Annotated in this window: 13 protein-coding genes; 3 read left to right on the top strand and 10 right to left on the bottom strand. The window is 68.9% G+C overall.

The window, feature by feature from the left end:
* Positions 1-426: 426 nt before the first annotated feature.
* Both ACFWV8_RS34335 and ACFWV8_RS34330 read left to right on the top strand, forming a co-directional pair.
* The gene (locus ACFWV8_RS34335; protein WP_329379902.1) at positions 427-1,647 is read left to right on the top strand and encodes an acetyl-CoA C-acyltransferase; all 1,221 of its coding nucleotides are present in this window, start codon (positions 427-429) and stop codon (positions 1,645-1,647) included.
* Positions 1,644-3,770: a 3-hydroxyacyl-CoA dehydrogenase NAD-binding domain-containing protein gene (locus ACFWV8_RS34330; protein ID WP_384213613.1), complete on the top strand. Its 2,127-nt coding sequence runs from the start codon at positions 1,644-1,646 to the stop codon at positions 3,768-3,770. The genes ACFWV8_RS34335 and ACFWV8_RS34330 overlap by 4 nt, the downstream gene beginning before the upstream one ends.
* Positions 3,771-4,254: 484 nt before the next feature.
* Here ACFWV8_RS34330 and ACFWV8_RS34325 read toward each other — a convergent pair whose 3' ends face one another.
* A complete protein-coding gene (locus ACFWV8_RS34325; protein ID WP_384213609.1) occupies positions 4,255-5,412 on the bottom strand; it encodes a hypothetical protein in 1,158 nt (385 codons plus the stop codon).
* Positions 5,413-5,513: 101 nt separating this feature from the next.
* Between ACFWV8_RS34325 and ACFWV8_RS34320 the strand changes: the two genes are divergently transcribed.
* A complete protein-coding gene (locus ACFWV8_RS34320) occupies positions 5,514-5,906 on the top strand; it encodes an NTP pyrophosphohydrolase (protein ID WP_384213606.1) in 393 nt (130 codons plus the stop codon).
* Here the strand turns inward: ACFWV8_RS34320 and ACFWV8_RS34315 are convergent.
* The 9 genes from ACFWV8_RS34315 to ACFWV8_RS34275 form a co-directional block, all read right to left on the bottom strand.
* Positions 5,882-7,432 carry an ArnT family glycosyltransferase gene (locus ACFWV8_RS34315; protein WP_384213603.1) on the bottom strand — a complete coding sequence of 517 codons (1,551 nt, stop codon included), beginning with the start codon at positions 7,430-7,432 and terminating at the stop codon, positions 5,882-5,884. The two genes, ACFWV8_RS34320 and ACFWV8_RS34315, sit on opposite strands and share 25 nt — an antisense overlap.
* Before the next feature lie 47 nt (positions 7,433-7,479).
* Positions 7,480-8,943: an amino acid permease gene (locus ACFWV8_RS34310; RefSeq protein WP_384213600.1), complete on the bottom strand. Its 1,464-nt coding sequence runs from the start codon at positions 8,941-8,943 to the stop codon at positions 7,480-7,482.
* A 196-nt stretch (positions 8,944-9,139) separates the two neighbouring features.
* Entirely contained in the window at positions 9,140-11,071 is a 1,932-nt protein-coding gene (gene dxs, locus ACFWV8_RS34305; RefSeq protein WP_384213617.1) for a 1-deoxy-D-xylulose-5-phosphate synthase, read from the bottom strand.
* A 245-nt stretch (positions 11,072-11,316) separates the two neighbouring features.
* Positions 11,317-12,609 carry a sugar ABC transporter permease gene (locus ACFWV8_RS34300; protein ID WP_384213596.1) on the bottom strand — a complete coding sequence of 431 codons (1,293 nt, stop codon included), beginning with the start codon at positions 12,607-12,609 and terminating at the stop codon, positions 11,317-11,319.
* On the bottom strand, positions 12,606-13,394 hold the full coding sequence (locus tag ACFWV8_RS34295; protein WP_329379920.1) for an ATP-binding cassette domain-containing protein: 789 nt from the start codon (positions 13,392-13,394) through the stop codon (positions 12,606-12,608). The genes ACFWV8_RS34300 and ACFWV8_RS34295 overlap by 4 nt, the downstream gene beginning before the upstream one ends.
* A 195-nt stretch (positions 13,395-13,589) precedes the next feature.
* The gene (locus tag ACFWV8_RS34290; RefSeq protein ID WP_384213591.1) at positions 13,590-14,702 is read right to left on the bottom strand and encodes a sugar ABC transporter substrate-binding protein; all 1,113 of its coding nucleotides are present in this window, start codon (positions 14,700-14,702) and stop codon (positions 13,590-13,592) included.
* Positions 14,703-14,823: 121 nt separating this feature from the next.
* Positions 14,824-16,023, bottom strand: coding sequence for an ROK family protein (locus ACFWV8_RS34285; protein WP_384213586.1), 1,200 nt, complete (start codon positions 16,021-16,023; stop codon positions 14,824-14,826).
* Between the two features lie 378 nt (positions 16,024-16,401).
* Entirely contained in the window at positions 16,402-17,325 is a 924-nt protein-coding gene (locus ACFWV8_RS34280; RefSeq protein ID WP_384213581.1) for a carbohydrate ABC transporter permease, read from the bottom strand.
* Entirely contained in the window at positions 17,325-18,254 is a 930-nt protein-coding gene (locus ACFWV8_RS34275) for a carbohydrate ABC transporter permease (protein ID WP_384213576.1), read from the bottom strand. The genes ACFWV8_RS34280 and ACFWV8_RS34275 overlap by 1 nt, the downstream gene beginning before the upstream one ends.

The following is an 18,254-nucleotide window of genomic DNA, read 5'->3' as shown; positions in this document are numbered from 1 at the left end:
GTGCCCCGTTCGTTGGACCCGATGTGCCCTTGTTGTTCACGCGACACAAATCAGCCTGAGTGTCCGAACACACCCCTCCTGCACCCCCGCCCCCTCACGCCGTCGCGTGGCGCTGTTCCAACCCCGCACCGGCCCGCGGAATGAAAGGGGGACGGGCAGGGGTCGTGTCCGGACACTCAGGCTGATTTGTGTCGCGTGGACAACCCGGCTCCCCCGGGTCCAACGAACGGGGCACGCGGCGTAAATCACGCCGTCCGGGCATGACCCCGGAGCGGCACCCGGACACCCACCCGCACCACGAACCCCCGCCGGAGGCGTGACCCGCAGAACACCCCGGGCACCTGTGCAGTGCGGTTACCCGCAAGTAGCATAAGGTGGGAAGCAAGCGTGCCCGCAGAGCCATCCGCACCCTGGAGGAGAGCCATCGTGCCTCGTACCGTCAGGGACGTCGTCTTCGTCGACGGCGTCCGCACCCCGTTCGGCAAGGCGGGCCCGAAGGGCATTTATCACGAGACCCGCGCCGACGACCTCGTCGTGAAAGCCATCCGGGAGCTGCTGCGCCGCAACCCGGGTCTCGACCCCGCGACGATCGACGAGGTCGCCATCGCCGCGACCACCCAGATCGGCGACCAGGGCCTGACCATCGGCCGTACCGCCGGCATCCTCGCCGGGCTGCCGCAGTCCGTGCCCGGTTACTCGATCGACCGGATGTGCGCCGGTGCGATGACCGCCGTGACGACCACCGCGGGCTCCATCGCCTTCGGCGCGTACGACGTCGTCGTCGCCGGCGGTGTCGAGCACATGGGCCGCCACCCGATGGGCGAGGGCGTCGACCCGAACCCGCGGTTCGTCTCGGAGAAGCTGGTGGACGAGTCGGCCCTGTTCATGGGCATGACGGCGGAGAACCTGCACGACCGCTTCCCGCACATCACCAAGGCCCGTGCCGACGAGTACGCCGTGCGTTCGCAGGAGAAGGCCGCCAAGGCGTACGCGAACGGCAAGATCCAGCAGGACCTCGTGCCGATCTCGGTGCGCCGCACCAGCCCCGAGGGCGGTGAGACGGGCTGGGGCCTGGCCACCGAGGACGAGCCGATGCGACCCGGGACGACGCTGGAGTCCCTGGCCGGGCTCAAGACTCCGTTCCGCCCGCACGGCCGGGTCACGGCCGGCAACGCGGCCGGTCTCAACGACGGCGCCACCGCCTCGCTGATCGCCTCCGAGGAGTTCGCGCGCGAGGCCGGGCTGCCGGTCAAGATGCGCCTCGTGAGCTACGCGTACGTGGGTGTCGAGCCCGAGGTCATGGGCTTCGGGCCGATCCCCTCGACCGAGAAGGCGCTGGCCAAGGCCGGTCTGTCGATCGGTGACATCGGTCTGTTCGAGATCAACGAGGCCTTCGCCGTGCAGGTGCTGGCCTTCCTGGACCACTACGGCATCGCCGACGACGACCCGCGCGTCAACCAGTACGGCGGCGCCATCGCGTACGGCCACCCGCTGGCCTCCTCCGGCGTACGGCTGATGACGCAGCTGGCCCGGCAGTTCGAGGAGCAGCCGCAGGTCCGCTACGGCATCACCACCATGTGCGTCGGCTTCGGCATGGGCGCGACGGTCGTCTGGGAGAACCCGCACTTCGACGGAGGCAACAAGTGAGCACCGCTGAACTCCTGAAGGGTGCGGCCGAGCTGTTCCCGGACGAGGTCGTCACCCAGGCGCATGTGCGCCACCTCGAACTCCCCGGCAAGGTGGGCACGTTCGCGCTCATCACGCTGGACAACGGACTGGACCACACGAAGCCGACGACGTTCGGCCCGCAGTCGCTGGCGAATGTGGACGCGGCGATCACGCGGGTCGAGGCGGAGGCCGCCGAGGGCCGGATCGTGGGTGTCGGTGTCACCGGCAAGCCGTTCATCTTCGCCGTGGGCGCCGACCTCAAGGGCGTCGAGCTGCTGAAGCGGCACGAGGACGCGCTGGCCATCGGCAAGGGCGGTCACGACGTCTTCAAGCGGCTCGCGGGGATCGCGGTGCCGACGTTCGCGTACTACAACGGCGCCGCGATGGGCGGTGGCGTCGAGATCGGGCTGCACTGCTCGTACCGCACCGTCTCCGCCGCGCTGCCCGCCTTCTCGCTGCCCGAGGTCTTCCTCGGTCTCGTCCCCGGCTGGGGCGGCTGCACGCTGCTGCCGAACCTGATCGGCGCCGACCGCGCGATCACGGTGATCATCGAGAACTCGCTCAACCAGAACAAGCAGCTCAAGGGCGCCCAGGTCCATGAACTGGGCATCGCCGACGCCCTGTTCGAGGGCGCCGACTTCCTGGAGCAGTCGCTCCTGTGGACCGCGTCGGTGCTGAGCGGCGAACTCACGGTCGAGCGCCCGGAGATCGACCGGGGCGAGGCGTGGGACCAGGCCGTGGCACGCGGCCGGTTCGTGGCCGACTCGAAGGTGCACGGCGCGGCCCCGGCCGCGTACCGCGCGCTGGACATCATCGCCGCCGCCAAGGACGGTGACCTCCAGGCCGGTTACGACGCCGAGGACACCGCCCTCGCCGACCTGATCATGGGCGGTGAACTGCGGTCGGGGATCTACGCGTTCAACCTCGTGCAGCGGCGCGCCAAGCGTCCGGCGGGCGCGCCGGACAAGGCGCTCGCGCGTCCGGTCACCAAGGTCGGTGTGGTCGGAGCCGGGCTGATGGCCTCGCAGTTGGCGCTGCTGTTCCTGCGCAGGCTCGAAGTGCCCGTGGTGCTCACGGACATCGACCAGGAGCGGATCGACAAGGGTGTGGGCTATGTCCACACCGAGATCGACAAGCTGCTCGGCAAGGGCAGGATCAACCAGGACAAGGCCAACCGCTACAAGGGTCTGGTCAGCGGAGTCCTGGACAAGGCCGACGGTTTCGCCGACGCCGACTTCGTCATCGAGGCCGTCTTCGAGGAGATGGGCGTCAAGCAGAAGGTGTTCGCGGAGGTCGAGGCGGTCGCTCCCGCGCACGCGATCTTCGCCACGAACACCTCGTCGCTGTCGGTCTCCGAGATGGCGTCGAAGCTGAAGAGCCCTGAGCGGGTCGTCGGTTTCCACTTCTTCAACCCGGTGGCGGTCCTGCCGTTGCTGGAGATCGTGCGCGGTCAGCAGACGGACGACGCGTCACTGGCGACGGCGTTCGGTGTCGCGAAGAAGCTCAAGAAGAGCGCGGTGCTGGTGAAGGACGCCCCGGCGTTCGTCGTCAACCGCATCCTCACCCGTTTCATGGGTGAGATCCAGAACATCATCGACGAGGGCACCCCGGTCGACGTGGCGGAGCGGGCCGTCGAGCCGCTGGGTCTGCCGATGTCACCGCTGGTGCTGCTGGAGCTGGTCGGACCCGCCATCGGTCTGCATGTCTCCGAGACCCTCCACCGGTCGTTCCCGGACCGATTCACGGTCTCGGAGAATCTGGCGGCCGTGGTGAAGGCGGGCAAGCGCGGCTTCTACGTGCACGCCTCCGGGAAGCCGGAGCTGGACCCGGAGGTCCTGGCGCTGCTGAAGCAGGGCGACAGTGTGCTGACGGAGGACCAGACCCGGGCGCGGGTGCTGGACGCGGTGGCGCAGGAGATCGGTCTGATGCTGGACGAGGGCGTCGTGGCGGAGGCCCAGGACATCGACCTCTGCCTGCTGACGGGCGCGGGCTGGCCGTTCCATCTGGGCGGTATCACACCGTACTTGGACCGGGAGGGCGTCTCGGAGCGGGTGAACGGGAAGAAGTTCCTGGAGCCGGGTGTGGCGAGCGTGCCTGTGTAGGGAACGGGATACCGTCCGGCGGTTGCTTTTGGGGTGCGGTTTCGTTGCCGACGGGCGGGGGTCGGGGCCTCCGGAGGGGTATGTCCGGACGGCGTGATTTACGGCGCGTGCCCCGTTCGTTGGACCCGATGTGCCCTTGTTGTTCACGCGACACAAATCAGCCTGAGTGTCCGAACACACCCCTCCTGCACCCCCGCCCCCCTCGGGCCGTCGCGTGGCGCTGTTCCAACCCCGCACCGGCCCGCGGAATGAAAGGGGGACGGGCAGGGGTCGTGTCCGGACACTCAGGCTGATTTGTGTCGCGTGGACAACCCGGCTCCCCCGGGTCCAACGAACGGGGCACGCGGCGTAAATCACGCCGTCCGGGCATGACCCCGGAGCGGCACCCGGCAACCGACCGCAACCCAGCCCGCGCCGCAGGCGAACCCGCACCCGGACACCGACCCGCACCACGAAACCGCGCCGGAGGCGACCCCGCACCCCGTCAGACGCGTGACCACGCCTCCAGCGCGAGTCCCGGTTCCGCCTTCTGGCGGGCCACTCGCAGGGTGCCGTCCTTGCCCACCGCGGCCATCACCACCCGGCCGCGGCCGTCCAGGGCCAGGGCGGGGGCGCCGACGCACTCCTCGCCCGTGGGAGTCCAGGTGACGCCCGCCGCCTCGTTCTCCGTCGGGTAGGCGGCCAGCAAGGGGCGGCCGTCGAGGCCGCGTTGGGCCAGGATCGTGCAGTCGTGGCCGTCGACGGGCGTACGGAGCAGGGCGATCGGGCCGGTGCCGGGGCCGCCCAGCGGGGCGGTCTCGCCCTCGCCGAGCCGCCAGGCGTGCACCGTACGGTCGTTGGTGTCGCGCCAGTAGTGGGTGAGGCGGTCGGCGCCGGTGCGTTCGGAGCTGAGGGTGCCGGGGGTGACGCGCGCCGCGAAGCTCTTCAGGTCGCGTTCGGGCTTCGCGGCCTGCTTCGGCTGTCTCCAGCGCATCACCGCGTCGTCGGTCGGGGCCAGGACCTCGATCAGGCCGTCCTCGCCCACGACGGCCGACGCCTCGCCGGTCATCCTGGACCCCTTGAGGTCCGCCCACGCGAACCAGGCGCCGGTGGGCTTCTGGAGCCTGGCGGACAGGCCGCGGCCCGCGTTGCGGGCGAACAGGTAGAGCGAGCCGCTGGGGTCGATCACCGCCCCGGGCAGGCCGATGAGGCCGCCCCTGGCCAGGTCCTTCGGGTACGGCGTACCGAGCGGCTGCCAGTCGCGCAGCGGGCGGCCTGTCTGGAACTGGACGGCGTACACGACGTCCGTACGGATCTGTCCGTCGTCGGTGGGCATGCGGCGCAGGCCCACCAGATGGACGTAACCCTGGGCGCCACTGGCGATGGAGAGATACGGCAACAGGCCGGGGGCCGGGAGCAGTTCGGGGCCCGACCAGCCCGGACCGCCGAGCCGGTCCTCCGTCCACCGCCGCACACCGTCGTCGGTGGGCGCGTACGCGGTGAGCCTGCCGTCCTTGCCGCGCAGCAGCCAGCCGGTGGTCGCGGGGACCACACCGTCGGCCGTGGGAACGGGAATGGACTCAGCCGGCCGGCCGCCGGTGTCCGGGGCCTCGCCGGGGCCCCGACCGGATCGTTTCGGCGTCCGTGCGGACCGCAGTGCCATGACCCACTGCCACCTTCCCAGCGCATGAAATTTCCCCGACGATAGCATTCGCGGGTGACGCGGAACCGTACCGCCCCGGCTGGTTGTGGCACGCTCCTGAAGTGCGGATTCTACTGATTGTCGACGGGGCGAACGTGGTCGGTTCGGTGCCCGACGGATGGTGGCGCGACCGGCGCGGGGCCGCCCAACGGCTGCGGGACGAACTGGTGCCGCTCGCCGGTAACGGTCTGCCGGGCGCCGGGGTTCCGGGCCCCCTGGACGTGGTGCTGGTCGTGGAGGGGCGGGCGCGGGGTGTGGAGTCCGTGCCCGGTGTCCGGGTGGAGGCGGCGCCCGGCAGCGGTGACGACCTGATCAGCGAACTGGCCGCGGGCGCGGGAGAGCGCCCGTGTGTCGTCGTCACCGCCGACCGGGAGCTGCGGCGGCGGGTCGAGACGTACGGCGCGCGGTGCGTCGGGCCCCGTACGGTGCGTCAACTCCCGGACGAGCGGACGTAGAAGACGGTGCCTTCGACGGTGCCGGGAAGCTGCTCGTACTGTCCGGCCAGGAGCCGGCGCAGCGTCGGGAGGCGTTCGGGGGCGTACGGCTTGCCCCGTGAGTCGTCCACGATCAGCGCGGGTGGGCGCGCCCTGATCTCGGCGGCGAAGACCCGCCAGGCTCCCGGTACCCCGTACCGCTCGCCCACCTGTGGCCCGTCCCTGCCGCCGCTGAAGTTGGTGAGGAGCCCGGCGGTCAGATAGCGGCTGGCGGGGGTCCGGTCGGCGAGGCGGTACGTCTGCGGGTGTATCCCCCACACGAGGACGCGGTCGGTCGGGGCGCTGTGTTCCCGTACGGCGATGGCGACGCGTTCCGCGTGGGTGAGTTCGGAGCGCGGGGCGAAGACGGCCCAGGCGACGAAGCACGCGCAGACGCAGGCGGGTACGGAGAGGACGTGCCTGAGCCGTTCGTGGCGCAGTGAGCGCAGGGCGGAGGTCGCCAACAGGGCGATGGGGGGCAGGAGTTGCAGGAAGTAGTGGCCGAAGAAGTGGAAGCCGACGGCGACGGCTCCGGCGGACGCGCCGAACCAGACCCAGAGGTCCGCATCGCGCGGCCGGGGTCCGGTGTGCAGGGCTCTGCGGACCGGCGGGAGGATACCGAGGCAGCAGAGGCCGAGGACGGAGCTGTTCACCACCGCCCGGACGACGACGTGGAGTTCGGATCCGTCGAGGGAGAAGGCGTACGCCCCCGATCCGGTGACCGTCCAGAAGAGGAAGCCCCCGGGGTCGGTCAGGAGCGCTGCCGCGACGACCGGGGCGGTGAAGCCGACTGCCGTACGCAGGAGGCCTGTTCGCAGCGGGGCGCGGCTCGGGGCGGCACCGTGGGTGCGCCAGAGCAGCCAGAGCACCGGGACGAGAACGACGCCCCCGGTCTGCTTAGTGAGGAACGCCCCCGCGACGGCCGCTCCGGCGGCGCCCCAGCGGCCCCGGTCGGCGCAGAGGACGGCCGCGGCGGTGAAGGGCAGTATGACGACCTCGAAGGTGACGGCCTGGGTGTCCTGCGGGATGAACCCGACGGAGATCAGCAGGAAGAGCACCCCGGCCGTGACACCCGAGCGGTCGCCCCAGCGGCCCCGGCCGAAGGCCGCGAGCAGGGCGGCGGTGGTGAACTGGGCGCCGACGGCGAGGAGTTTCATCGCCTGGCCGGATCCGTCGCCGAAGAGCAGGAACGCCGCCTCGTACAGCCACGGCAGCAGCGGTGTCTTGCGGTCGACCACGGTCTCGTACAGCTCGCCGCCCTCCGCCAGTATCCGGGCCTGGACCGCGAGATAGCCCTCGTCCGGGCTCCAGAAGGAGTGAAGGAAGGACGGGAGGCGGATGGCGAGGGCGAGGGCTGCCAGGACGGGCAGCAGTCGTCGCCAGAAGCCGTACGCGAAGGTGCGGGCTGGTTCGGCCCGGGTGGGCTTCCGCTGGGCCGGCAGCGGCCTGGTGGGTCCGGGGCGGGTGGGCGAGAGGCGGGGTGCGGCGGACCGCGGCTCGACGGGCATGGGCGACTTTCCTGCGGCGGGGGGTGGCGGTGGAAACTGATGTGGCGTCAGGCGGCCTTGCCCAGGCGGCTGTTGCCGCGCCCGTAGGCGAAGTAGACGACCACACCGACGGCCATCCAGATGGCGAAGCGCAGCCAGGTCTCGGCGGGCAGGTTGAGCATCAGCCAGAGCGAGGCCAGCACGGACGCCGCGGGCAGCCATGGCACCAGCGGGGCGCGGAAGGACCTCGGCAGGTCGGGGCGCGTACGGCGCAGGATGACCACGCCGATCGCGACGACGACGAAGGCGAAGAGCGTGCCGATGTTCACCAGCGACGCCAGCTCCTCGATGCTGGTGAAACCTGCGACGATCGCGATGATCACGCCGAGGAGCACCGTCGAGCGGTACGGGGTGCGGAACCGGGGGTGGACGTGCGAGAAGAAGCGTGGGAGCAGCCCGTCACGGCTCATCGCGAAGAACACCCGGGTCTGGCCGAGCAGCAGGATCATGCACACGGTGGTGAGGCCGACGGCGGCCCCGAAGCTGATGACGCCCGCGTAGAAGGGATGCCCGGTGGCCTTGAACGCGTCGGCGAGCGGTGCGTCCACGGTGAGCCGGGTGTAGTGCTGTATGCCGGTGACGACGACGGACACGGCCACGTAGAGGACGGTGCAGATGAGCAGCGAGCCGATGATGCCGCGTGGCATGTCGCGCTGCGGCACCTTCGTCTCCTCGGCTGCCGTGGCGACGATGTCGAAGCCGATGAAGGCGAAGAAGACGACGGAGGCGGCGGTGAAGATGCCCATCACGCCGAAGTTGGTGGGCGCGTAGCCGAACATCAGCTGGATCAGCGGCGACGCGAGTCCGGCGCCCGCGGGCTGTTCCTGCGCCTCGGGGATGAACGGCGAGTAGTTCGCCGAGTCGATGAAGAACGCGCCGGCGATGATGACGATGAGGACCACGGTCAGCTTGACGGCCACGACGACCGCGGTGACACGCGCGGAGAGTTTCATCCCGAGGACGAGGATCGCGGTCAGCAGCAGGACGAGAAGGAACGCCAACAGGTCGAAGCCGAAGCCGGATTCCTCGTTGGTGCCCGCGAGGGAGTCGGGCATGTGCCAGCCCGCGTTCTGGAAGAGCGACTGTACGTAGCCGGACCAGCCGACGGCCACCACGGCCGTGGCGAGGGCGAATTCGAGGACCAGGTCCCAGCCGATGATCCACGCGGGCAGCTCGCCGAGTGAGGCGTAGCTGAAGGTGTACGCGGAGCCGGCCACCGGCACGGTCGACGCGAACTCCGCGTAGCAGACGGCCGCGAGGGCGCAGACGATGCCCGCGACGACGAAGGCGAGGGCGGTGGCGGGGCCCGCGTTGTTCTTGGCGACGGCACCGGTGAGGACGAAGATGCCGGTGCCGATGATCACGCCGACGCCGAAGACCGTCAGATCCAGCGCGGAGAGCGACTTCTTGAGCGCGTGCTCGGGCTCTTCGGTGTCCTGGATGGACTGTTCGACGGTTTTCGTGCGGAACATCGGGTGTCTTCTGGGTCCCGTGTCGTGCGGGGTGGTCACCGGCGTACCTCCGAGTGCGTGGTTGCCGCCATGATCGAGAAGTGCTCGGCGACGCCGGTGCCCGGGAGCGCTTATTTCACACGGATGGGCCGGTCGGACCACCCGTACAGGGAGTCCGACCGGCCCATCCGCCGGTGCGTTTTCTACGTGGTTCGCGTCAGTCGCGCGTGATCTCCTCGGCCGAGAGTTCGCCGGCCATGCGGCCGTCGATCCTCGATACGAGGCCGGTGACCTGGCGCGCGATGTCCGGGGCTGTCAGCCCGATCTCGGCCAGCAACTCCTTGCGGGAGGCGTGGTCGAGGAAGCGGGCCGGGATGCCGAAGTCCCGCAGGGGGATGTCGATCCCGGCGTCCCGCAGCGACTGCGCGACGGCCGAACCGACGCCGCCCGCACGGCTGTTGTCCTCGACGGTGACGACGACGCGGTGCTGCTCGGCGAGCGGCGGGAGCGCCTCGTCGACGGGCTTGACCCAGCGCGGGTCGACCACGGTGGTCGAAATGCCCTGCTTGTCCAGGAGATCGGCGATCTCCAGACACATCGGGGCGAGCGCGCCGACCGACACCAGCAGTACGTCCGCGGGAGCTTCCGTGGGGCGGCGCAGCACGTCCATGCCGCCGACCTTGCCCACCGCGGCGACCGCGGGACCGACGGCGCCCTTGGAGAAGCGCACCACGGTCGGGGCGTCGTCGACCGCGACGGCCTCGCGGAGTTGGGCCCGTACCTGGTCGGCGTCGCGCGGGGCGGCGATCCGCAGGCCCGGCACGCACTGGAGGATCGACATGTCCCACATGCCGTTGTGGGAGGCGCCGTCGGTGCCGGTGATGCCGGCCCGGTCCAGGACGAACGTCACGCCGCAGTTGTGCAGGGCGACGTCCATCAGGACCTGGTCGAAGGCTCGGTTGAGGAAGGTCGCGTACACGGCGAAGACGGGGTGCAGTCCGCCGGTGGCCAGACCGGCCGCCGACACCGCCCCGTGCTGCTCGGCGATCCCCACGTCGTACACGCGGTCCGGGAACGCCTTGGCGAACCTCTCCAGGCCGACGGGCTGGAGCATCGCGGCGGTGATGGCGACGATGTCCGCGCGCTCGGCGCCGAGTTTGACCATCTCCTCGCCGAACACCGACGTCCAGTCGACGCCTGAACTGGCGATCGGCAGGCCGGTGTCGGGGTGGATCTTGCCCACGGCGTGGAAGCGGTCGGCCTCGTCCTGGAGGGCGGGCTGGTAGCCGCGGCCCTTCTCGGTGAGGCAGTGGATGATGACGGGGCCGCCGAAGCGCTTGGCGCGCTGGAGGGCCGACTCCATCGCCTCCACGTCGTGGCCGTCGATCGGACCCACGTACTTGAGGCCGAGGTCCTCGAACATGCCCTGGGGTGCGATGAAGTCCTTGAGGCCCTTCTTCGCGCCGTGCAGCGTGTCGTAGAGAGGGCGGCCGACGACCGGCGTGCGCTCCAGGATGTCCTTGCCGCGGGCCAGGAAGCGCTCGTAACCGTCGGTGGTGCGCAGGGTCGCGAGATGGTCGGCGAGGCCGCCGATGGTGGGCGCGTACGAACGCTCGTTGTCGTTGACGACGATGACGAGCGGACGGTCCTTCGCGGCGGCGATGTTGTTCAGCGCCTCCCAGGCCATGCCGCCGGTGAGCGCGCCGTCGCCGATGACGGCGACCACGTGGTCGTCGCGGCCCAGCACCTGGTTGGCCTTGGCGAGACCGTCGGCCCAGCCGAGGACCGTCGACGCGTGCGAGTTCTCGATGATGTCGTGCTCGGACTCGGCCCTGGACGGGTAGCCGGAGAGGCCGCCCTTGCTCTTGAGCTTGCCGAAGTCCTGACGTCCCGTGAGCAGCTTGTGCACATAGGACTGGTGGCCGGTGTCGAAGAGGACCTTGTCCTTGGGTGAGTCGAAGACCCGGTGCAGCGCGATCGTCAGCTCGACGACCCCGAGGTTGGGGCCGAGGTGTCCGCCGGTCTTGGAGACGGCGTCGACGAGGAAGGACCGGATCTCTCCGGCGAGCTGCTCCAACTGCTCCGGGCCGAGGCGGTCCAGATCACGCGGGCCCTTGATGCGGGTCAGCAGGTCCCATCCGTCGCCCACCGCCGCCTCGGGCGGTCGAGCTGCGCGCGGCTGTGTCACCGTGCCTCCTTGGGTTGAACTGATCTGGCATACCGGTCCGCCGAGTCTAATGTTCCCGTCGCCACGGGCGTCATCGGGCGGCACATGATTCACCGTATGAGCATCTGTGCGTATGTCAGACCTACGCCCGTCGAACGCCCCACCACCACACGAACACGCCCGGTACCGGGCCTCCCGGTACCGGGCGCGACGTGCGAGGACGGCTGTCAGGCGCGACCAGCGGTCTTCTGGGTCTTCCGGGTGACGGCGTCGATGACGACGGTGGCCAACAGCACACCACCGGTGATCATGTACTGGATCGGCGAGGCGATGCCCTGAAGGGCGAGGCCGTACTGGATCGACGTGATGACGAGCACACCGAGCAGCGCGTTCCAGGTGCGGCCCCGGCCACCGAAGAGGCTGGTGCCACCGATGACGGCAGCGGCGATCGCGTTCATCAGCAGCTCACCGGCGCCGGCGCCCTGGTTGGCGGAGGCGATCTTCGAGGCGATGAACAGACCGCCGATCGCGGCGAAGGTGCCCGCGATGGAGAAGACCGCGATCCGGACGCCGACGACGCTGATACCGGCACGGCGCGAGGCCTCGACGCTGCCGCCGAGCGCGAAGATCTTGCGGCCGAAGGCGGTGCGGCGGAGTACGAAGTCCGTCAGCACCAGGACGATCACGAAGATCAGCACGGCCAGGGGCAGGCCCTTGTACTGGTTGAAGGTGATCGCCGCGGCGAAGGCCAGGACGGCCAGCAGCGCCGTACGGACGATGATCTCGCTCAGCGGCCGGGACGGGACACCAGCGGCGGCCCGGCGGCGGTTGTCGAAGAACGAGGAGAGGAAGAATCCGGCCACCACGACCACGGCGAGCCCGTAGGCGGCGGCGACGTCGGCGAAGAAGTACCCGGTGAGATTGCCGACCAGGCCGTCGGGGTCCAGGTTGATCGTGCCGTTGTCGCCGAGGATCTGGAGCATGAAGCCGTTCCAGAACAGCAGACCGGCCAGGGTCACGGCGAACGCGGGCACGCCCACACGGGCGAAGAAGAAGCCGTGGAGAGCACCCGCGGCGGCGCCGGTAAGGATGGCCAGGATCAGCGCGAGCCACTCGGACATGCCGTGTGTGACGGCGAGAACCGCGAAGACGGCGCCCGCCACACCGCTGACCGAGCCGACCGACAGGTCGATCTCGCCGAGCAGCAGGACGAAGACGATACCGACCGCGATCATGCCGGTGCCGACCATGGCGACCGAGATGTCGGAGAGGTTGCCGGCGGTGAGGAAGTTCGAGTTGAGGCTGGTGAAGATCGCCCAGATGATGATCAGGCCGAGGACCACCGGTATGGAACCGAGGTCACCGCCGCGCATCTTGCGCTTGAACTCCGACACGTAGCCCGCGAAGCCCTGTTCGCGTACGACGAGCCGGGGGTCCACGGCGACCGTCGCCGCGCCGGCCGCGGGGGCGGGCGCGTCGTCGGCGGTGCCGACAGGTGCGGAGGTCTTGTCGAGACTCACTTCTTAACCTCCACGTTGCGCGCCGCGCGGCGGGTCACGGCGTTGTCCGTGGCACCGGTGATCGCGGAAATGATGTCTTCCTGCGAGGTGGTGGCGACGTCGAAGAAGCCGTTGTTACGGCCCAGCCTGAGCACGGCGACCTTGTCGGCGACCGCGCGGACGTCCTCCATGTTGTGGCTGACCAGGATCACGGCGTAGCCGCGTTCCCGCAGCCGCTCGACCAGGTCGAGGACCTGGGCGGTCTGTTCGACGCCGAGGGCCGCGGTGGGCTCGTCGAGGATCACCAGCTTGGGCTCGCCGAGCATGGACCGGGCGATGGCCACGGTCTGGCGCTGGCCGCCGGAGAGCGAGGCGATCGGGATGCGCACGCTGGGGATGCGGATCGACAGCGTGGTGAGCAGCTCGCGGGCGCGGCGCTCCATCTCGACCTCGTTGAGAACACCCCAGGAGCGCAGCTCCCGGCCGAGGTAGAGATTGCCGACGACATCGAGGTTGTCGCACAGCGCGAGGTCCTGGTAGACCGTCGCCACACCCAGTCCCTGGGCGTCGTGCGGCTTGTTGATGGCGACCGACCTGCCCTCCCACTCGATGACGCCGTCATCGATGGGGTGGACTCCGGCGATCGTCTTGACGAGCGTGGATTTGCCGGCGCCGTTGTCGCCCACGAGGGCGACGACCTGTCCGGCATGGACCTCAAGCTCTACGTCGGTGAGCGCCTGCACGGCACCGAACCGCTTGGAGACCCCTCGCAACGCCAGCACGGGCGTAGCGGTCACGTAAACCATCTCCTTCGCCGCCTGGCCGGCGGGGATACCGCGCCCTGGGGGTGGTGGGCACGGGGGTCGAGCAGAAGAGAGAAATGCGGGGGACGCACGAAAAGCCGTGAAGTGGTCCGTCCGGCGCCCCGCCCGGTAGCGGGACAGTTGGGGGCGGGGCGCCGGACAGGCTTCAGGGCGGGTTTCCGCGGTCCTACTGGCTGACTACTTGACGCCGAGGGTGTCGCACTTGGCCTTGAGCTTGGCGGTGCAGATCTCGTCGACGGTGTAGATGCCGTCCTTGATGACCGTGTCGTTGATGTTGTCCTTGGTCAGCGAGACGACCGGGACGAGCACCGACGGGATCTCCTTGGTGGTGGCGCTGTCGACCGTGGTCTTGGCGATGGCGTCCAGGGACTCGCCCTTGGCGACCGCGACGGCCATCTCGGCCGCGATGGAGGCCTCGGTCGGGTACGGCTTGTAGACGCTCATGAACTGCTCACCGGCGACGATGCGCTGCACACCGGCGAGTTCGGCGTCCTGGCCGGTGACCGGCGGGAGCGGGGAGATGCCGGCGCCCTTGAGGGCGGTGATGATGCCGCCCGCCATGCCGTCGTTGGCGGAGTAGACGCCGACGATCTTGTCCTTGCCCAGGGCCGAGATCGCGCCTTCCATGTTGGCGTTGGCGTTCTCCGGCTTCCACTCCTTGGTGTCGTACTCCTTGCCGATCGTCACCTTGCCGTCGAGGACGGACTTGGCGCCCTTCTTGAAGAGGGCGGCGTTCGGGTCGGTGATCGCGCCGTTCATCATCACGATGTCACCGTCCTTCGCCTTCGGGCCCAGCTCGTCCAGGAGCGCCTGGCCCTGGACGCGGCCGACCTCTTCGTTGTCGAAGGAGACGTAGCCGTCGATGTCGCCCTCGGCGAGGCGGTCGAAGGCGATCACCGGTATGCCGGCGTCCTTGGCCTTCTTGATCGAGCCCGTGATGGCCTTGGAGTCGACGGCGTCCACGATCAGGGCGTCGACCTTGTTGGTGACCATCGTGTCGGCCTGCTGGTTCTGCGTCGACGCGTCCTGCTTGGCGTTGGCGTAGACGACCTTGCCCTTGCCGTCGGTCAGTTCGCTGACCCGCTTCTCGATCAGCGGCTTGTCGAACTTCTCGTAGCGCGCGGTCTGGTTCTCGGGCAGCAGCAGACCGATGGTCAGCGAGCCGTCGGACTTCTTGGACGACTCCTTCGCCGAGTCACCGGACTCCTTGGCGCTTCCACAGGCGGCGAGAGAGACGGCCATCGCGGTGGCAGCGGCAGCCACGGCAGCACGTCGGAGATGTGCGTTCACTTCAGAAACCTCCCTGACGAGGCCGCGACGTTGCGGCCGAGGTGGCTGGAAGTCAACTCCGCTGCGGACGCAGCGTCAAGGAGTAAATCCTTAACGAGATGACAACGGTGCCATTCGTTATCTAAGTGAAGACAGCCGAGCCGACGGGCAGAGTGCTCTCAAGTAGGGTCGAATCGCCCATTTCGCTCAGTACGAGGGCGAGGGCACCGAGCACTTCCGCACGGCCGCCGAGGGCTCCCGGCAGCACCGAGAGCTGTCTGGCCGCGCTCGGGATCGCGTACCGGGAGACCGACTCCCTTATCGGCGCGAGCACCAGCTCACCAGCCTCGGCCAAATCGCCGCCGAGCACCACCCGGCTGGGGTTGAGCAGATTGCAGAGATTGGCGACGCCGCTGCCGATGTGGCGCCCGACGTCGGCGACCACCCGGCGGCAGCCCGGGTCGCCCTCCCTGGCCAGCTGTACGACCCGCTCCATGGTCAGATCGCGGCCGTGGCTGGACCTGAGCAGCGGCAGTACGTAGCGGGCGGCCGTGAAGGTCTCCAGGCAGCCGCGGTTGCCGCAGCGGCAGACGGGGCCCGACTCGTCCAGCGTGATGTGCCCGATCTCACCCGCCGTACCGCCCGGTCCGCGGTAGATCTGGCCCTCTATGACCAGGCCGGCGCCGACACCGCTTGCGACCTTGATGTAGGCGAGGTCCTTCACGCCCCGGCCGCTGCCCCAGACCAGCTCGCCGAGGGCGCCGAGATTGGCGTCGTTGTCGACGTACACCGGTACACCGAGCCGCCCCGCCAGCTCCTCGCTGGGGTTGATCCCCGTCCAGCCCGGCAGGATCGAGGTCGAGCCGAGGGTGCCCGAGACGACGTCGATCGGGCCCGGCACCCCGAGCCCCACACCGATGACCTTCTGGCGGCCTATCCCGGTGGCCTCGATCAGCCTCTCCACCAGCTCTTCCGCCCGGCCGAAGCCGTACGCCGACGAGGCGTCCACGTCGAGCGGTTCGGACTCCTCGGCGAGCACCTGGTGGGCCAGGTTCCCGACCGCCACCCGCAGATGCGTATGGCCGAAGTCGACGCCTATGACGATGCCCGCGTCGCCGCTGAGCGAGACGCTGCGGGCCCTGCGGCCCCCCGCCGAGGTGGGCGTCACCTCGACGGTGCCGCCCTCCCTGAGCTCGCGGACGATGTTGGAGACCGTGGCCGCCGACAGTCCTGTGCTCCGGGCGATCTCCGCCTGGGTGAGCGAGCCCGCCATGCGCACCGCGCGCACGACACGCTCCAGATTCGCCCGGTGCAGAGACGACTGTGACCCTGGAGTCTCCACAACTGATCCACTCCTGCCCTTGGCAGGCGGCACGACCACCGCCCCCGGCCGGGGTCGCGCCTGTGAGGCCCCGACGTATCTCCAACTTGTGAACTCTAAGCTCAGCCTTTCGGGTCGCTTCCCGTCAAGACCTTGAGCAGTGCTGGACGTGGATGGGCACCGTACGTACGCATCTGACCTGCGAACATGGGCGTTTTGGCGAATTCAGGCCAGTGGCGGTGGCGAAAACTGCCCCTTCGGCTCGGGATGGATACCGAACGAACCCTCCGGACGAGGGCCAGGAGCACGGCGCAGCGGGGGCCCGGAACGCCGCGAACCGCCCCCCGGCGAGAGGCCGGAGGGCGGTTCGACGAGGAGACTCCGATGAGGTGCGAACGGCTACTTGAGCGCTCCCGCCGTCAGCCCCGCGACGACCTGGCGCTGGAAGATGATGTACGCGGCGAGCACCGGCAGCATCGCCATCACCAGTCCGGCGAAGAGCCCGGAGTAGTCGCCCTTGTAGCCCTGGCTGACCGCCAGCTGCACCAGACCCTGCGAGAGCACCTTCTTGTCCGGGTCGGTGTTGAGCACCGTCGGCAGCATGTACTGGTTCCACTGCCCGAGGAAGTTGAAGATACCGACGCTGATCAGACCCGGCTTGGCCATCGGCAGCATGATCTGGAAGAAGGTCCTCGTATGCGAGGCGCCGTCGATGATCGCCGCTTCCGCCACCGAAGTCGGCAGCGTCCTGAAGAAGGACGACAGGAAGAACACGGTGAACGGCAGCGAGTAGGCGATGTAGACCAGGATCAGACCGTGCGTGGTGTTCAGCAGTCCCATGTTGTTCATGACGAAGAACAACGGGACCAGCGCCAGGATGATCGGGAAGCTCATCCCTCCGACGAAGAGGAAATAGATGAAGCGGTTCCCGGGGAAATCGAAGCGCGCCAGTACGTACGCGGCCATCGAGCCGAGCACCAGAGTGCCGATCAGCGAACCCCCCACCACCAGAATGGTGTTGAGGAAGTAGTCGCTCATGTGCGCCTGGGTCCAGGCCCGCGACCAGTTCTCGAAGTGGAGCCTGTCCGGCAGCGCCCAGGGCGAACTGAAGATGGAGTTGTCGTCCTTGAAGGAGGACATCACCGCCCACAGCAGCGGCAGCACCACCAGCAGCGCCCAGATGACCAGCACACCGTGGGAGAAGACGTTGAGGACACCGCCCCCGGACTTCTCCTTCTCCGGCGGCGCGTTCACCTTGGTCACCGGCGGCCGGTCGCGCGGCTCCTCGGGCGTGATGGCCGGAGGCGTGTCAGTGGTCTTCATCAGAACTCCAGCCGCTCGCGCCGGCCCAGTTTCGTCACGACCGCCGCGAAGGACAGCGTGACCACGAGCAGAGCGACACCGATCGTTGTGGCATAACCGGCCTGGGCGTCCCTGAAGGCCGTTTGGTAGACGTACAGCGGCAGGACCGTGGTCGAGTAGTCGGGTCCGCCACCGCCCGGCCCCACGGTCATGATCTGTACGACCGCGAACGCCTCGGCGCCGAGCGCCAGGATGCCCATGTAGATCCAGCCCGCCTGCACGGTGTCCCAGAGCAGCGGGAGGGTGATCCGGAAGAAGGTCGTGAACCGGTCCGCGCCGTCCAGCAGCGCCGCCTCGTAATAGTCCTTCGGAATGGAGGCCATTCCGGCGGAGAAGAGAACGACGAAGAAGCCGACCGTGCTCCAGATCAGGACCGCCATCACGCACCAGAGCGCGAGATCCGGGTCACCCAGCCAGAGCGGCTGGACGTTGTCCAGACCCACCGCGGAGAGTGCCGCGTTGATGGCGCCGCTCTCCGGGTTGTAGGCGAACTGGAAAAGCAGGGCGACGATCGCGATGGAGAGCACCTGCGGGAAGAAATACGCGATCTTGTAGAAACCCGAACCGCGTACACCCGCGATCGTGGCGCCCTTTCGCTGCCGCCCGCCGACATTGATCATGAAGGCGAGGAACAGCGCGAGGGAGAGCGTCACCAGCGGAAGCAACAGCACGAACAGCACGCTGTGCTGCAAGGACTTCCAGAAGATGTCGTCTTCGAACATCTTCTTGTAGTTGTCGAAGCCCACCATCTTGAAGTCGGAACTCAGCCCCGTCCAGTCCGTGAACGAGTAGTAGATGGACTGGATGAACGGCCATATGACGAAGATCGCGTACAACGCCAAGGGGGCGATCAAAAACCCCGCGATGAACCGGTATTTACCGTGCTGCAT

Origin of the sequence: Streptomyces sp. NPDC058665 (assembly GCF_042714995.1) — a bacterium.
Taxonomy (GTDB): Bacteria; Actinomycetota; Actinomycetes; order Streptomycetales; family Streptomycetaceae; genus Streptomyces.
Note: the sequence above shows the minus strand (reverse complement) of the source record. Positions and strands in the feature narration are given on the sequence as shown.

Coding starts and splice junctions, on each gene's coding strand:
- ACFWV8_RS34325 (WP_384213609.1), bottom strand. CDS start 5,412: ATGGCACTGCGGTCCGCACGGACGCCGAAACGATCCGGTCGGGGCCCC.
- ACFWV8_RS34315 (WP_384213603.1), bottom strand. CDS start 7,432: ATGCCCGTCGAGCCGCGGTCCGCCGCACCCCGCCTCTCGCCCACCCGC.
- ACFWV8_RS34310 (WP_384213600.1), bottom strand. CDS start 8,943: ATGTTCCGCACGAAAACCGTCGAACAGTCCATCCAGGACACCGAAGAG.
- ACFWV8_RS34295 (WP_329379920.1), bottom strand. CDS start 13,394: ATGGTTTACGTGACCGCTACGCCCGTGCTGGCGTTGCGAGGGGTCTCC.
- ACFWV8_RS34280 (WP_384213581.1), bottom strand. CDS start 17,325: ATGAAGACCACTGACACGCCTCCGGCCATCACGCCCGAGGAGCCGCGC.
- ACFWV8_RS34275 (WP_384213576.1), bottom strand. CDS start 18,254: ATGCAGCACGGTAAATACCGGTTCATCGCGGGGTTTTTGATCGCCCCC.